At 61.5% G+C, this 15,251-nt stretch carries 15 protein-coding genes and 1 pseudogene; 4 read left to right on the top strand and 12 right to left on the bottom strand.

From position 1 onward, the window contains the following. Positions 1-2: 2 nt before the first annotated feature. The 5 genes and pseudogenes from ACZ1HA_RS20300 to ACZ1HA_RS20280 form a co-directional block, all read right to left on the bottom strand. Positions 3-1,238 carry a molybdenum cofactor synthesis domain-containing protein gene (locus ACZ1HA_RS20300; protein ID WP_472715186.1) on the bottom strand — a complete coding sequence of 412 codons (1,236 nt, stop codon included), beginning with the start codon at positions 1,236-1,238 and terminating at the stop codon, positions 3-5. Continuing rightward, positions 1,232-2,074: a molybdopterin guanine dinucleotide synthesis gene (locus tag ACZ1HA_RS20295; RefSeq protein ID WP_472715185.1), complete on the bottom strand. Its 843-nt coding sequence runs from the start codon at positions 2,072-2,074 to the stop codon at positions 1,232-1,234. Before ACZ1HA_RS20295 ends, ACZ1HA_RS20300 begins: the two co-directional genes overlap by 7 nt. Then, positions 2,071-2,561: pseudogene (gene mobB / locus ACZ1HA_RS20290) on the bottom strand (molybdopterin-guanine dinucleotide biosynthesis protein B). Before mobB ends, ACZ1HA_RS20295 begins: the two are co-directional and overlap by 4 nt. Then, positions 2,558-3,166: a molybdenum cofactor guanylyltransferase MobA gene (gene mobA, locus ACZ1HA_RS20285; protein WP_375228914.1), complete on the bottom strand. Its 609-nt coding sequence runs from the start codon at positions 3,164-3,166 to the stop codon at positions 2,558-2,560. Before mobA ends, mobB begins: the two are co-directional and overlap by 4 nt. Continuing rightward, entirely contained in the window at positions 3,163-4,050 is an 888-nt protein-coding gene (locus ACZ1HA_RS20280; RefSeq protein WP_375228915.1) for a formate dehydrogenase accessory sulfurtransferase FdhD, read from the bottom strand. The genes mobA and ACZ1HA_RS20280 overlap by 4 nt, the downstream gene beginning before the upstream one ends. Positions 4,051-4,098: 48 nt before the next feature. Between ACZ1HA_RS20280 and ACZ1HA_RS20275 the strand changes: the two genes are divergently transcribed. Then, entirely contained in the window at positions 4,099-4,830 is a 732-nt protein-coding gene (locus ACZ1HA_RS20275) for an AzlC family ABC transporter permease (RefSeq protein ID WP_472715184.1), read from the top strand. Then, positions 4,827-5,153 carry an AzlD domain-containing protein gene (locus ACZ1HA_RS20270; protein ID WP_472715183.1) on the top strand — a complete coding sequence of 109 codons (327 nt, stop codon included), beginning with the start codon at positions 4,827-4,829 and terminating at the stop codon, positions 5,151-5,153. The genes ACZ1HA_RS20275 and ACZ1HA_RS20270 overlap by 4 nt, the downstream gene beginning before the upstream one ends. Positions 5,154-5,159: 6 nt before the next feature. Here ACZ1HA_RS20270 and ACZ1HA_RS20265 read toward each other — a convergent pair whose 3' ends face one another. The 5 genes from ACZ1HA_RS20265 to ACZ1HA_RS20245 form a co-directional block, all read right to left on the bottom strand. Beyond that, positions 5,160-5,759, bottom strand: coding sequence for a hypothetical protein (locus ACZ1HA_RS20265; protein ID WP_472715182.1), 600 nt, complete (start codon positions 5,757-5,759; stop codon positions 5,160-5,162). 24 nt (positions 5,760-5,783) lie between these two features. After that, positions 5,784-5,918, bottom strand: coding sequence for an aa3-type cytochrome c oxidase subunit IV (locus ACZ1HA_RS20260; protein WP_375228919.1), 135 nt, complete (start codon positions 5,916-5,918; stop codon positions 5,784-5,786). Between the two features lie 110 nt (positions 5,919-6,028). Next, a complete protein-coding gene (locus ACZ1HA_RS20255) occupies positions 6,029-6,514 on the bottom strand; it encodes a DUF6173 family protein (protein WP_375228920.1) in 486 nt (161 codons plus the stop codon). Positions 6,515-6,517: 3 nt separating this feature from the next. After that, entirely contained in the window at positions 6,518-7,564 is a 1,047-nt protein-coding gene (locus tag ACZ1HA_RS20250; protein ID WP_472715181.1) for an MBL fold metallo-hydrolase, read from the bottom strand. Further along, entirely contained in the window at positions 7,564-9,279 is a 1,716-nt protein-coding gene (locus tag ACZ1HA_RS20245) for an acyl-CoA dehydrogenase (protein ID WP_472715180.1), read from the bottom strand. Before ACZ1HA_RS20245 ends, ACZ1HA_RS20250 begins: the two co-directional genes overlap by 1 nt. A 123-nt stretch (positions 9,280-9,402) precedes the next feature. Here ACZ1HA_RS20245 and ACZ1HA_RS20240 point away from each other — a divergent pair, with 123 nt between their 5' ends. Continuing rightward, complete coding sequence (locus ACZ1HA_RS20240) at positions 9,403-10,344, top strand: L-threonylcarbamoyladenylate synthase (protein ID WP_472715362.1); 942 nt, start codon at positions 9,403-9,405, stop codon at positions 10,342-10,344. 5 nt (positions 10,345-10,349) lie between these two features. On the opposite strand, the gene ACZ1HA_RS20235 is transcribed toward ACZ1HA_RS20240, so the two are convergent. Further along, positions 10,350-10,934, bottom strand: coding sequence for a YqgE/AlgH family protein (locus ACZ1HA_RS20235; protein ID WP_472715179.1), 585 nt, complete (start codon positions 10,932-10,934; stop codon positions 10,350-10,352). A 118-nt stretch (positions 10,935-11,052) separates the two neighbouring features. Here ACZ1HA_RS20235 and ACZ1HA_RS20230 point away from each other — a divergent pair, with 118 nt between their 5' ends. Next, complete coding sequence (locus ACZ1HA_RS20230) at positions 11,053-11,670, top strand: protein-disulfide reductase DsbD domain-containing protein (RefSeq protein WP_472715178.1); 618 nt, start codon at positions 11,053-11,055, stop codon at positions 11,668-11,670. A 166-nt stretch (positions 11,671-11,836) separates the two neighbouring features. On the opposite strand, the gene ACZ1HA_RS20225 is transcribed toward ACZ1HA_RS20230, so the two are convergent. Then, positions 11,837-15,250 (bottom strand): efflux RND transporter permease subunit, encoded by a 3,414-nt coding sequence (locus ACZ1HA_RS20225; RefSeq protein ID WP_472715177.1) that lies wholly within the window; start codon positions 15,248-15,250, stop codon positions 11,837-11,839. Between the last annotated feature and the right edge of the window lies 1 nt (position 15,251).

Genomic DNA, 15,251 nt, shown 5'->3' with positions numbered 1-15,251 from the left:
CGTCAGAGACCGAAGCTGCCGTAGGGGATAAAGCGTACCATCGTACCGGGTGTGATCTCCGCCGCTTCCATCGGCAGTTCCACCAGGCCCTCGGCCCAGGACAGACCGCTGATACGGCCGGACCCTTCTGACGGAAAAACTTCCGCAGCACCGTCCCGCACGCGCGCCCGCAAAAACTCAGTGCGGCCAGCTTTTTTGTTTTTGGAGAACGCCGCCGGCACATCAAATCCCTGCGGCTCCGGCCAGGTTTCCCCGGCAAGTACCGCCATCGGCGGGCGTGCAAAGACAAGGGCACAGACCAGTGCGGCCACTGGATTTCCTGGCAGGCCAAAAACAGGTTTCCCCTGCCAGAGGCCAAGTGCGAGCGGCCGGCCCGGTTTCACCGCAATGCGCCAGAGCGTCATCGTGCCCGTTTCGTCCAGCAGCGCGGACACATGGTCTTCATCACCGGCGGAGGCGCCGCCACTGGTCAGGATAACATCCGCATCCTGTGCTGCCGCGTCGAGGCGCGCCCGCAGCGCATCCCGGTCATCCGGCACACGGCCCATATCAACAGGCGTATGCCCCAGCCGCCGGGCCAGATCCAGCAACATGGGCCGGTTCGCATCAAAAATCTGACCGTCGCGCGCGGTCTCACCGGGCTCCACCAGTTCCTCGCCCGTGGAAACAACGGCAACTCTCAACGGGGCACGGACACTCACCGCACGGACCCCTGTCGCGGCAAGAAGTGCTGCCTCCGGAGCGCCGATCCGCCTGCCTGCTGCGACCACCACCTCTCCGGCTTCGACGTCTTCACCCGCTTTCCGGGTGTTCGCGCCCTGCCGGACTGGTCCGCGAAAGGAGATGGCACCGTCAGCCACGGTCACATCTTCCTGCAACACAACGGTGTCGACGCCTTCCGGCAAAGCAGCACCCGTGAGGACCCGCATTGCTTCGCCCTTCTTCAGAATGCCCGGAGCATCGCCCGCAGCGGCGCGTGCTGGGGCAAGCGGCATCCGGTGCACGCCTTCGGGTTTGCCACCGGCAAAACCGTACCCATCGACTGCGGTATTTGGCAGCGGCGGGTTGCTGCGTTCAGCCAGTACCGCTGTTGCGGTCACTCGGCCTGTTGCCTGTGCAACCGGCACGTCCCGAACCTGCGTCACAGGCGCCAGGTTACGGCGCAGAAGGTCCAGAGCGTCCTGCACTGGGGTCCAGTGCACGCCGGGCGGCAGGGCAAAGCAGCTGTTGGTCAGCAACGGGGTAAAGCTGCCGCCTCGCGGAGCTCATCTTCGAAGCCAAGACCCAGAATCCACCCCTCTTCAGGGGCATCCACATCCAGCATCGCCGCAAGGCGACCGGGTTGGACGAGCGAAAACATCCGCGCCGTCTCGCGCACCTGCCAGGCGTCTTTGATCATTCCGTCGGGTGCCGCATCCAGGGTCAGGGACGGCCAGATTTCAACAAAAGCGATACCGGCGTCCAGCACCTGAAACGGCCACACAGCGGCCCCGAACTTCCTGCGCAGGCGTTCGAGGACCGGCAACCCCATCAGCACCTGACTGCCCACAGCCCCCGCACCTGCCAGTTGCCAGCACGTGAAAGCCCCCGTAGCCTCAGTTTCTGCGCTGCGCCTGTCGGGAAAGGGATTGGCATAGTTCTTCAGGTTACGCGGCAACCCTTCGATGTCGCGTTTGAGCGCATTCGCCCAGAACGGCCCGGTGCCGCCAAGGGTACGATTCATCTCAGCGGCAAGGTCGAAACGGTTGTTGGCATCAGGTGCATCTTCTATCCGGTCCTCCAGCCAGGCCCAAAGTTCCAGCGGATCGTCTGATCCCGTTATCGACCGGCAAAAGCCCTGCGGATAACCGAACGGAAAATCAAATCCGGCGAAGACGCTGCGCCCGGCGGCACGTTCGGCGGTCAGGAAGTCTGTCAGCCATTCTTCAGCAACGGTGCGGTTGCGCAGGTACACGGGTTCCTCACTGCGGCCACCGCGCGCCACACAGGCCCAGATCGCATCCGCACAGGGGCGCGGACCCCGGTCGTTGCCGCCCGACCAGTCCACCATCACAAAGGTGTCGAACGTGGTCACAGACCAACCTCGGCAAGGATGAAATCTGCGACGGCGCTCGTATCATCCAAATCGAATACGGGTCTGTCGGTCTGCAGCGGTGTATCGCTGGCAATCGCCCGGACGGTCGGGTCGGTTTCCGCGATCAGTGGATTTCCCGGCTCCTGGCGAAACGCTTCGATTTTCGGATGAGCATCCCTTTTGTACCCCTCGATTAGGACCAGATCGACGGGCGCCAGTTTCGCCAACAGCTCGTCCAGCGTTAGCTCATCCTCGTCCCGCAGCTCGTGCATCAGCGCAAAGCGCTTGCGCGAGGCAAGCAGGACTTCGGTGGCACCGGCCTGCCGGTGGCGGTAGCTGTCCTTGCCCTTGTGGTCCACATCAAAAACGTGGTGGGCATGCTTGACGGTGGACACGGAAACCCCCTGCCTGTGATCTCCGTCACCAGCCGTTCCATCAGGCCCGTCTTGCCTGCATTTTTCCAGCCGACCACACCATAGATTTTCATAGCATTGCTCCGGCCTGCGCCAGATCATCGGGCGTATTGACGTTGAAAAACGGGTCTGTCCCGGCGACCGGAAACTCGGCAAGGCGGCCACCATGCCTGTCCGTCCAAAGCACTACTTTACGCAGACCGTCATTGAGTGCTGCGCGCAGATCATCACGGAGTGCCACGGGCCAGAGGCCAAAGGTCGGGTGCCGCACGGTTTTCCGCACCGGGTCCGGCGTCGCCGCCAGAGCCAGCGGATGCGCCATACCATCCGCCGCCAGCAACAGCCGCGGAACCAGATCCGCCGGGAAAAACGGCGTATCCGCTGCCGCTGTGACAATTGTGTCGGCACCCTTTTCCGCGGCCCAGTCGAGCCCCGCCAGGACACCGGCCAGCGGACCCGCAAAACCTGTGACACTGTCCTCGATCACGGGCAAACCAAACCCATCAAACCGGGCGGGATCACCGTTTGCATTCAGGGCCAGACCCGCCACCTGCGGCTCAAGCCGGTCGATCACCCGCGCCAGCAGCGTTTGCCCACCGAGCGTCAGCAGCCCCTTGTCGCCACCGCCCATACGCGTGGCCTGCCCACCGGCCAGAATGACCCCCAGCGGCTGCTTCACGCGGCACCTTTTCGGCCGGCACGGCGCGGTTCCTGTGGGACATCCGACGGGTCCGCATCCCGCTCCAGTCGCTCTTCACCGGACAGGCAGACGAACCGGCTTCCTTTCATCCGGCCAATCAGGGTCAGTCCGGTTTCCCGTGCGATTTCAACGCCCCAGGCTGTAAATCCCGACCGTGACGCAAGAACAGGAATACCCATCATCGCCGTTTTTATCACCATTTCCGAGGTGAGCCGCCCGGTTGTGTAAAGGATTTTGTCATCCGCCGGGATACCTTCGGACAGCATCCAGCCCGCAATCTTGTCGACCGCATTATGTCTGCCCACGTCCTCCATATAGACCAGCGGCCGGTCCTGCTGGCACAGGACAGTACCATGAATGGCTCCGGCCTCCAGATAGAGCGAAGGCGTACGATTGATCCGCGCGGACAGCGCATAGAGCCAGGATGTCCGGACCGGGGTCTGTGGCAGCGTGACACCCTCCAGACCTTCCATCATATCGCCGAAAACGGTGCCAACCGCACATCCGCTGGTTCGGGTTTTCTTGCGCATCTTCTCTTCGTAGTCGGTCTTGCGGGCGGTGCGCACAATGACGGTTTCGAGCTCCTCGTCATAATCCACACCCGTAATCTCATCGGCATCGCTCAGCATGCCCTGATTGCGCAGAAACCCAAGCGCCAGATAATCAGGGTAATCGCCGATGGTCATCGCCGTAACAATTTCCTGTGCGTTCAGAAAAATGGTCAGCGGGCGTTCCTCGACCACGCTGGCCGTAATTTCCGCGCCGTTCTGATCCGTGCCTGTGACCGCCCGGGTCAGCCTGGCGGCTCCGGGATCCGGGGCGATTACATAGTCGCTGCTGTCTTCGATGCGGGCCAATTGCATCCCCCTGCGTCTGTGCCAGGTCTCGCGCATCACTTTATAAAGCATCTCATGTCCGCCACCACATCGAAAACACCAGGCACCTCCGGCTATTTCTGGAAGGGCATCCGCGACGGCGTCCCGTTTATCCTGGTTGTCGGCCCTTTTGCCGTGCTTTTCGGCGTTCTGGCCTCCGAAGCAGGCCTGAACGTGCTCGAGATCCTCGCGTTTTCCGTCGTAGTTATCGCCGGAGCCGCACAGTTCACGGCGCTGCAGCTGATGACGGAAAATGCGCCAACAGTAATCGTCCTGGCCTCGGCACTGGCGGTCAATCTGCGCATGGCGATGTATTCGGCGTCGCTGACACCATGGATCGGGGCGGCCCCGCTCTGGCAGCGTGCCCTGGTGGCCTATTTCACGCTGGACCAGTCGTACGCCTGCTCAATTGCGCGCTACGAGGAAGAACCTGAGATGAGCGTACCGGAACGGGTCGCCTATTTCGCTGGTGCGGTTCTGCCCGTGGTGCCCACATGGTATGGCTGCACAGTAGCAGGCGCGCTGCTGGGCACCCGCATTCCGGAAACGCTCGCACTGGATTTTGCACTGCCGATCACGTTTCTGGCGCTCGTAGCACCCATGCTGCGCACACCGGCGCACATGGTTGCAGCCTTTGTTTCAATCGTGGTCAGCCTTCTTGCGGCGGGCATTCCATGGTCTCTTGGGCTGATCATCGCCGGCATGTGCGGCATGATGGCCGGCGCGCGCGCCGAGCTTTGGCTTGAGGCCAGAAAGCTGTCCTCATGATCGAAAAAGACACACTCTGGATTGTGATCGCGGGACTGGGGCTTGGCAGCTATCTGCTGCGTTTCACCTTTATCGGTCTGGTAGGCGACCGGCCGATGCCCCCGTGGCTGTTGCTGCACCTGCGGTATACGGCCGTCGCCGTTCTGCCTGCACTAGTGGCGCCGCAGGTCATCTGGCCCGCGGCGACAGGTGGTGAGCCCGACACGGCCCGCATGGCAGCAGCCCTTGTGACGCTGGGCGTCGGCTACTGGTCCAAAAGTGTTTTCGCGGGCCTGTTTGCCGGTGCTGCGACGCTGTTTGTCCTGCTGTCCCTGCTGGGCTGACAGCGGTCAGTTCTGCGCCGAAACAATCCCGTCGACCACGTCACCCTCATCATTTTCATAGTAACGGTCGGTGACCACATCAGGGCGCTGCGCCAGCTGGTTCATAAGCCTGATCGGGAACCAGGTCTGGTCGACTTCCTCAAATCCCGGAACCTGCCGCAGCACGCCAGATGTCGCGTTGGTACACATAGAACCTGGGACAGCACCCCGCGCCTTGACCAGAGCCAGCGCCGTTTCAGCCTGTGCCGGGGTCACGGTAAATTCCTGAGAGACCACGTGGTACGTGCTGCGGGCGTGAGCACTTTTATAGCTCTGCAGCCAGGCAGGGGTTACGCCATAAAGTACGTCAGCGCGTTTCGCGATATCGGGATGCTTGAAGGACCCGGCCGGATCATAGATCACCCGCTGTGATCCACTCACCATAATCGCTGTATGGCCGCCGGTCTCGGACCGGTTGTTGACCATCGTGAAAACCGTGATTGTGGGCGGTCCGTCCGCCTTGTAGGCGGATGCCGCCACCCGTTCGGGAGATGCATCGAACGGTCGGGAAACAGCTGTGCAGCCTGCCACCAGCAGCACAAGACCAAGAGCCACAATGAAGCGCACAGATCTGCCTTTCAGTTTACGGGATCAGGTGATGAAAATGGCCATCCAGATGATGATGCCAATGATGACGATCACGGCCCATTTGGTCCATGCCATGAAACCGTCAAATGTTTTTTCCTGAACCGACGTATCCATCTCGCCGTGCTTGTGATCTGCCATTGCCGCAGCCCCTTAATTCAAATGTTCGGCACCAGCCCTAATGGATTCGGATCGCGCTGTCACCCGCATTGCACGGGATGCGCGCATATGCCCGCGCCGCCGTCGCGCGTTCAGCTCTGAGCACTCTCCTGAGCGTCAGCTTCCGCTTCCAGATCCTCGACAAGACGGAACCCGATGCGGGCAGCGCCCTGCCGCTCCTGCGGGACCGGCAGCGCACGCAGCATCACGTTCAGCTGGCTGACATGCTGTACCAGCTGCATCCGGGCGCCGGAATCGTCGCTGCCGTAGAACGTCACGATGTCCGGATCAAAATATCCCATGCCCTCAATCCGCAGAACGCCGGTATCGCCTCCGGCAAACCCCATTGCGACCTCATGCGCGTTGTCGAGCTCTTCCTCGAAGTTCCGCAAATATACGATCAGCCGCTCATAGGCCCATCGTGCAGGCGATTTCTGGGTCGCAGGTTTGTCTGACAGGGCTTTGGGGACTGGTTTGTCACCAGCGTTTTTTGCGCCGGGACGGGTGTGCACCTCGTGCAGCCCGGCGCGCACTTCGGCTTCGCGGGCCTCAGCGGATGTGTTGATCTCATCACCCATGGCTTATCCTTTGCGCTGATACTCCCACGCACCATCGGCGCGCATGCTCCGCGTGACAAGCCCCTGCTGATACAGATGGCTGACATGTGCAAAGGCTTCAACCAGCGCAAGCCCGTATTCAGCATGCGCGATTTTTCGCTTGAAGAGCGGCGCGAAACAATCGCCGGCAGCTTTGGGTGTGCCGAGAAAATCGAGCAGCCGGTCCAGCGCGCCGTGATGGTTGTCAATGAGCTGCCGCATCCGCAACGGCAGCCCGGTGAAGGGCAGCTTGTGCCCTCCGAGCACAAGATGATCAGAGCGGGCAAGCCCGGACAACCTCTCACAAGCCTCCAGCCAGTCAGAAACCGGGTCCGCCATCGGCTCGGTCGGGTAGACACCGATATTCGGACTGATCGATGAGAGGATCTGATCACCTGCCAGTACCAGATTATCGTCCCGGCTCCAGAATGTGGCGTGTTCAGGCGCGTGCCCGTTGCCGATGTGCACATCCCATGTCCGCCCACCCATCCGGATGGTGTCATCCTGCCGGATGCGGGTGAACCCAAGCGGAAGCGGCGCCACCACATCCGCAAAATTGAACGGGCGCTCGTTCCTGCGCTGTTCCAGAATGTCCGCGGACATGCCGGCTTCGCGGTAAAATGCCAGAGCTTCCGGCGGCGGCACCTCCTGGACATCAAGTGTCAGCATGCGCGCCATCAGCGAGGAGGTCCGGGTGGTCACGAGTTCCGCCCCGTATTCCGACATCAGCCAGCCTGCGAGGCCCACGTGATCCGGATGATGGTGCGTCACGATCACCCTGTTGACCGGTCTGCCACCCAAAGGCCCCTCGATCAGCTTCCGCCAGATCGCACGGCCACGGTCCGAAGCAAAACCGGTATCCACGATGCTCCAGCCATCACCATCGTCGAGTGCGTAGACATTCACATGGTCCAGTTTCATCGGAAGCGGCAGGCGCATCCAGAGCACACCGGGCGCGACCTCGGTCGCGGTTCCTTCAGCGGGCGGCTCAGACCAAGGATATCTCAGCCCGTTGGTATCATTGTCCTTCATCAGGCGGCCAGTTCATCCGCGCTCAGGGCATACAGATCACCGGCGCCCTCCCGCGCCTGCGCCAGCAGACCGGCATATTCCGGCAAGAGCCGGGTGATGTAGAACCGTGCCAGCGTTTCGCGCGGGGTCCCCTGCCCGGCCAGTGCTGCGCGCAGATGCACCCAGGCGCCCAGCACACGTGCAAATCCACGCTGGTAAGGCACCGCCCCGCCGAACCGGATGTTCATATCGTCCTGAGACGCCAACCATTCCGTGGTTTCGCGCAAAGTCTCGCTGGCCTGCCAGACGGCTTCGGCCAGATCCGGACAGACACCCCGCGCCTCTTCAGCGCAGGCTTCGATCTCATCCATCAGCCGGAACGCGGCATCGCCACCATCCATCATTTTACGACCGACCAGATCCATCGCCTGGATACCGTTTGTTCCCTCATAGATGGCCGTGACACGCACATCGCGGCAGAACTGAGCGGCACCCGTTTCCTCAATGAACCCCATACCGCCATGCACCTGAAGACCCATGTCACTGACAGAAATACCCGTGTCGGTCCCGAAGGATTTGTTGACCGGCGTCAGCAGTGCCGCACGCGCCCGCCAGGCGGCGTCTTCTGTTGCCGCGGCCATATCAATGGCGACAGCACAGCTGAGCGCAATGCCGCGTGCTGCAAATACATCCGCTTTCATGGTCAACAGCATGCGGCGGACATCGGCGTGATCGATGATCGTCCCGGTGCCGTTTTCGACAGAACTCCGCCCCTGACGGCGTTCCGTGGCATAGGCCAGCGCGTGCTGGAATGCTGCCTCGGCAACACCAATGCCCTGGATACCCACGCCAAGACGGGCGTTGTTCATCATTGTGAACATCGCCGCCATGCCGCCCTGTTCTGCGCCGATAAGCCAGCCAGTGGCGTTTTCATACTCCATCACCGCCGTCGGGGATCCGTGCAGGCCCAGTTTGTGCTCAAGGCTGACAACCCGCACACCATTTGCAACTCCTGGCGCACCCGATGCGTCGGGAATGAACTTGGGCACCAGAAACAGGCTGATCCCTTTCGTTCCGTCCGGCGCACCCGGCAGGCGGGCAAGGACGAGATGGCAGACGTTTTCCGCCACGTCGTGGTCACCCCAGCTGATATAGATTTTCTGCCCGGACACTGCATAAGTCCCATCGCCATTATCCACGGCTTTCGTCGACAGAGCCCCGACATCCGATCCGGCCTGCGGCTCGGTCAGGTTCATCGTACCGGTCCACTCCCCCGAAATCAGCTTTGGCAGATAGAGGGCGCGCAGGGCGTCGCTTGCGTGATGCTCCAGCGCTTCGATCTGGCCCTGGCTCATCAGCGGGGCCAGCTGCAGCGAAAGGCAGGCGGCGCTCATCATCTCGTTGACGGCCGAAGCGAGGGTCTGGGGCAGTCCCATACCCCCGTGCTCAGGATCAGCCGAGATCCCGACCCAGCCACCTTCGGCAATCGCCCTGTAGCCTTCGGCGTATCCGGGTGACGTGCGTACGACACCATTTTCCAGCCGGGCGGGATGAAGATCACCCGGCCTCTGCAGCGGTGCCAGGACATCTTCGGACAGGCGTGCGGCCTCTGTCAGAATAGCCCGCGACATATCAGGCGTTGCCTCTGCAAACCGTTCAGTTCCGGCGACGCGGTCAAATCCAACCACCTGGTCAAGCAGGAATGAGAAATCATCAAGGGGGGATGTATAAGGCATGAGGTGTTCTCCGGCTCCGGTGCGCACTGGCTTGGCAAGGCGCATGGCAGCTTATAAGGCATGAGCAGGATCATGGAGCGGCACGTCCCCCGCAGCAACCAGAACGCGGCGTCACGAACAAAGATGACCGAAACACAGACACAAACCCTCCGGGCTGATGCGCCGGGTATCGCCACAGCTGCGCGCCTCCTGCACGAAGGCCGTCTTGTGGCTTTCCCGACCGAGACGGTCTATGGCCTTGGAGCTGATGCGCGCAACGCCAGCGCCGTGGCCTCTGTTTACGCAGCCAAGGGGAGACCGTCGTTCAACCCCCTGATCGTACATGTCGCAGACAAGGACGCGGCCCGCAGCTTTGTGGAATGGAATGAAACAGCGGACCTGCTGGCCACACATTTCTGGGCGGGCCCGCTGACACTCGTTCTGCCGCTGCGCGCGGATCACGGTCTCGCAACGCTGGTGACGGCCGGTCTGCCGACTGTCGCGATCCGCGTCCCGGCACATCCGGCTGCGCGGGCCCTTTTGCACGCATTTGACGGGCCGGTCGCTGCACCGTCAGCCAATCCGTCCGGGCGGATCAGTCCGACGCGCGCGGCCCATGTTCTTTCGGGACTGGAGGGACGTATCGCAGCCGTGCTGGATGACGGACCGTGCAGCGTAGGTCTGGAGAGCACGATTATCGCACCGGCTCCGGAGCCCACATTGCTGCGCGCGGGCGGGCTTGCACTGGGGGACATTGAGAAGGTTCTTGGCACCCGCCCGGTGCCACCGCAGACAGATGATATCCAAAGCCCCGGCCAGCTTCTGTCGCATTACGCCCCCGGCGCATCAGTACGGTTGAAAGCAACAGACGCGAAGCCCGGCGAAGTGCTGCTGGGTTTTGGCCCTGTGTCCTGTGACCTGAACCTGTCTGCTGGGGGTGATCTGCACGAGGCTGCGGCAAATCTTTTCGATCACCTTCATCGCCTGGATCAGACAGGAAAACCGATCGCCGTGGCGCCGGTGCCGGAAAAAGGTCTGGGGGTGGCGATCAATGATCGTCTGCGCAGGGCAGCAGCACCCCGCTGAACCGTTCAGGCGTTACCTGCCTCGCTCGACAGAACCACCGGGTCAACTCCGATCGTTCTGAGCGCCGCGCTCCACTGTCTGTTTGCACGGGTGCCGAAAACGAGCCCCGGCGACGCCTCTGCAATCAGCCATCCATTGCGCGCAATCTCGCTTTCCAGCTGACCCGGCCCCCAACCGGCATACCCCAGCATCATGCGCGCACGACGTGGCCCTTCTCCGCGGGCGATCTCCTCAAGGATATCCAGGGTTGCCGTCATGCCGAACCCACCAGGGACAGCCAGCGTATGCAGGTTCGACTGATAGTCTCCGGAATGCAGGACAAACCCACGGCCGGTCTCAACGGGACCCCCGAAATGCACCGGCATGGCCTTCGCGTCATCGGTGGGGTCGATCTCCAGCTGATCCAGCACATCGCTCATCCGGATGTCTTCTGCGACCTTATTGAGTATCAGCCCCATCGCGCCTTTGTCCGAATAATCGCAGATCAGCACGACAGATTGCACAAACCTCGGGTCATCCATGCCCGGCATGGCGACCAGCAGGCGACCCGTCAGATGCAAGCCGTTTTCAGAGTTCAGCGCGACCGTCATGATACAACCATGACCTGTAGTCCATAAGCACGCAAGCCCCGGGTGGCTCCGATGGCACGAAACATCGCTGACCGGATCGTGACTTGGCATTTCAACCCTCTGCGCGCATATCGGGGCTATGAAAAACAGCATTCTGACCGCGATACTCTGCATGAGCGCCTCAACGACCGCATCGGCGCAGGACAGCTTTGCCGATCCTGTGACTGCTCAGGTCCTGCCCGGCTGGGTCCGCGCTGACGGCACACGGGTGGCTGCGCTGCAGCTCGCGCTGGAGCCCGGCTGGAAAACTTACTGGCGCGCGCCTGGCGATGCCGGTATCCCGCCGTCCTTCGACTGGTCCGGTTCACGGAACCTGCATTCTGTCGGTATTTCCTGGCCCGCGCCGGAGGTTTTCGACCAGAACGGCATGCGCTCGATCGGTTACGAAAACAACCTTGTCATTCCGCTCACGATCACGCCTTCAAGCCCGGGCAAACCTGTAAGTCTGTCGGTTGGAATGGATCTCGGCATCTGTTCGGACATCTGCATTCCCTACCAGCTGTCTTTTGAAGCAGTGCTCGACACGGATGCTACCCGGCCGACCCCGGCAATCGCCGCAGCCCTCGCAGAGCGTCCGTTCTCCGCGCGGGAAGCCGGTGTCTCGTCAGCTACATGCCGTATCGAGCCGACCGAAGACGGGATACGCCTGAAAGCTGAGGTTACAATGCCATCCGCGGGGGGCGCGAAGTTGCGGTGATTGAATCCGGCGTTCCCGGTGTCTGGGTCAGCGAAGCAGAAACTTCCCGCTCAGGCGGCAGAGTTACCGCTGTGTCCGAAATGATCCACGCGGACGGTGGGGTCATAGCGCTCGACCGGCAGGCCATCAGGATCACGGTGCTCGGAAGTCAGCACGCTGTTGATATTCAGGGATGCACACCGGGCTGAGGCGTGCGGCGGATCAGCGCCACCCAAAGCACTGCAACCAGCCAGCCCAGCAGGGCAATAAGCGCGGCACCCACCAGAAACAGCAGCAGAGCTGCGCCCATTGGCGCCATGGATGACAGCGTCGGCGCGGCAGCCACCAGCGGTCCCGGCAAAGCACCCTCGAGGCCAACCCAACCCAGTGTGAATGCGGCCCAGGCCACGATCATGACCCACAGCGCCGCAAAGCTGACCCGCACGCTGCGAAGGGGGGACCGCAGCCCGCGACGCATCGCCATCGTCTGCCGCGACAGGTCGTGGCCGATGGCGAGCATGGCAGGCACAACCAGCAGAACGAGCACCACCCCGAACCCAAGGCCGTAAACCAGCGTGATTATGGACGGCTTCAGAAACTGCGCCTGAACGCTTTTTTCGTAAAGCAGCGGCATCATTCCCAGAACGGTGGTCAGTGTGGTCAGGATCACGGGCCGCAGCCGGTCGGCGGCACCATCAATGATAGACGGGATCAGGCCACGGTCCTGCGCGTATTCATCGATGGTCGTCACCAGAACGATTGAATCGTTGATGATGATGCCGGTCATTCCCAACAGCCCGACAACGGTGAACATGCTAAGCGGAACGTCCCAGGCGACGTGCCCATAAATTGTCCCGACCAGCCCAAAGGGAATGATGGCCATAACCACCGCCGGTCGCGACCAACTGCCGAAAATCCAGGCCAGCACCAGATAAATACCCACAAGACACAGGATCTGACCGTTCATGGCGCCGCTTAGAAAAGCACTTTCCTGCTCAGACAAACCCGCCAGCTGATAACGGATCTGATACCTGCTGGCGACGTCCGGCAGGATTTCCTTCTCAAGGGTTTCCATGATTTCATTGGCGCGTCTCGGGTTGTCTTCGGATATGTCCCCTTTGACGGAAACCACACGTATGCCATTACGGCGCGCAATTTCGGTGAACCCCGCGCGCTGCTGCACGGTAACAATGTCTGTCAGCGGCACATAGAGCCCATCAGGCGTGCGCAGCTGAGTGCTTTCCAGAAAATCTGCGCTCAGTTCGTCCTCCGGAAGCTCAACCCGGATTTCGGCGCTGCGACGGCCTTCAGGATAGGTTGCCGCCTCGATACCGCCCAGCCGGTTGCGCAGCGTACGCCCCAGTGAGTCGCTGTTGAACCCAAGTGCAATGCCCCGCGCTGTGAGATCGAGAATGAGTTCGTCGCGGCCATACCTGAGTGAATCCTCCAGAGCCGAGACTTCGGGAAACCCACTCAGCGCAGACTGAATTTCCAGGCTGGCCGCCTTCAGAGTAGTCGCCCCCGCACCGGATAAATCAATGTCGATTGTATCCGCTTCCGGCCCCGAGCGTGTGCGCCGGAAACTCACGATTTCGACCAGCGGGTGTTCCACCACCCGTTCCTGCAGATCCGCAACAAAGGCGCCGCTGGTAAAGGGCCGCAGATCCGCGTCTGCCAGCTCGACGGTAATGCCACCGAGCAGGTCGCGTCCCTTTCCCTCTGTGCCGGACAACCTGCGGCCGACATTGCCACCGGTCCGTGAGACTACCGACCGGACTGGTGCCACCCCGTACCGTTCTTCGTATTCGACAGACACTTCATCCACAGCGCGCTGCAGCTGTCGCATCATCACGAGGGTGTCGTCCCGCGTCGCCCCCTCGGCCATGACAAAATTGCCGTAGAGCATGCTGCGCTCAGGCGCATTGAAAAACCGCCACTGCACATCACCGCGTAGGAATACCGCGATCTGACTGGCCAGTAACAGGATCGCGCCGGCAAGAACCGCATACCGGCACGTGATCACAAGCCCCATAAACGGACGGAAAAGTCGTTCGCGAAACCAGACAAAGCCTCGATTTACCTGCCGGCTTGGCCAGTCATACCAGCGCTCTTTGGCCCGCGCAGCCAATGCATGGGACATGTGGTTGGGCAGGATCAGAAAGCACTCGATAAGCGAGGCTGCGACCACCGCAACGACGGTAAGCGGAATATCCCGGATAAACCGGCCATACCATCCATCAATCGCCGCAAGTCCTGCAAAGGCGATTATCGTTGTCAGTGTGGCCGCCAGCACCGGAAGCGCCATACGGCGGGCCGCGTTCTCTGCGGCAACAACAGGCGGCTCACCCAGGTGGCGGGCACGGAAATCCGCATGCTCACCGACCACAATGGCGTCATCCACGACAATGCCAAGTGTAATGATCAGACCGAAAAGGGTGATCATGTTCAGGGTCAGGCCGCCGATATACATGATCGACAATGCTGCAAGCATCGCAACCGGGATACCGGCTGCCACCCAGAACGCCGTGCGCGCGTTCAGGAACAGAAAGAGCAGCCCGACGACAAGCACAAGCCCGGTCAGACCGTTCTCAATCAGCATACTGAGCCGGGCAGAGATCGCTTCAGAGCGCGTACCCGTCAGTTCTGCGGTAACGCCTTCGGGCAGCGTAGGTTGCAGCATGGCAACGGTCTGTTCAACGGATTCCTGAATGTCGATCGCATCACCCTGCGCGGACCGCTCCACCCTGAGCACAACGGCCGGATTATCCCGGACGAAAAGGCTGAGTTGCCGGTCTGATGCGAGACGGTTAACCCCGGCTATGTCTCCCAGCGCCAGCTGAGATCCATCATCATTGGTCTTCAGAACGATCGACGCGATCTGGTCAGGTGTTCGTTTGCCTGAACCGGTTGCAATCCGGGTACTGGTCCCCGTGACATTACCGGCCGGGTCTGTATCGGTTTCTGCCGCGATGGCCGCGGCAATATCCGCCATGGAGAGATCATGGGCCACCAGATTTACCGTCGGCACCTCGACGACAGTCTGCGACGGCGCAACGCCCGCAATGGTCACGCGTGTGACGCCCCGCGCGTACAGCAAATCAACAAGCTCGTCGCCGTATTGTGCGAGTTGCAGAGGCGCAACAGGCCCATGAAGGACAACATTGGTCACACGTTCCCGCCACCCGGATGCCCTGACATCAGGCTCCTCTGCCGTTTCAGGCAGATCGCTTACCTCCTCGACCGCCACGCGAAGGTCCGCAACGCCCTGCTCCAGGCTCCAGCCGGGCTCAAAGCTGATCCGGAACCCGGCGCGCCCGGCTCTTGCTGTGGAACTCACCTGCTCGACGCCCTCAACCCCCAGCAGGGATGGCGTCATCAGATCGATGATGGCGCTATCCACTTCTTCGGCACCGGCACCTTTCCAGACCACCGAAACGGAAGCGGTCTGACGCACGACATCCGGGAAAAACTGCGTGCGCAGATTGGGCAGAGACACCAGTCCCGAGAGCAGGAGCACAAAAAGCAACAGGTTGGCAGCGGTTCGGTGCCGGGTGAAATAGGACAGAAGGCCGGTGGATGATGCTTTTGCAACTCCCCGCATA

The sequence above is a fragment of the Roseobacter sp. S87 genome (assembly GCF_055693285.1).
The sequence above is the reverse complement of the archived record's forward strand: the minus strand, read 5'-3'. Positions and strand labels throughout refer to the sequence as shown.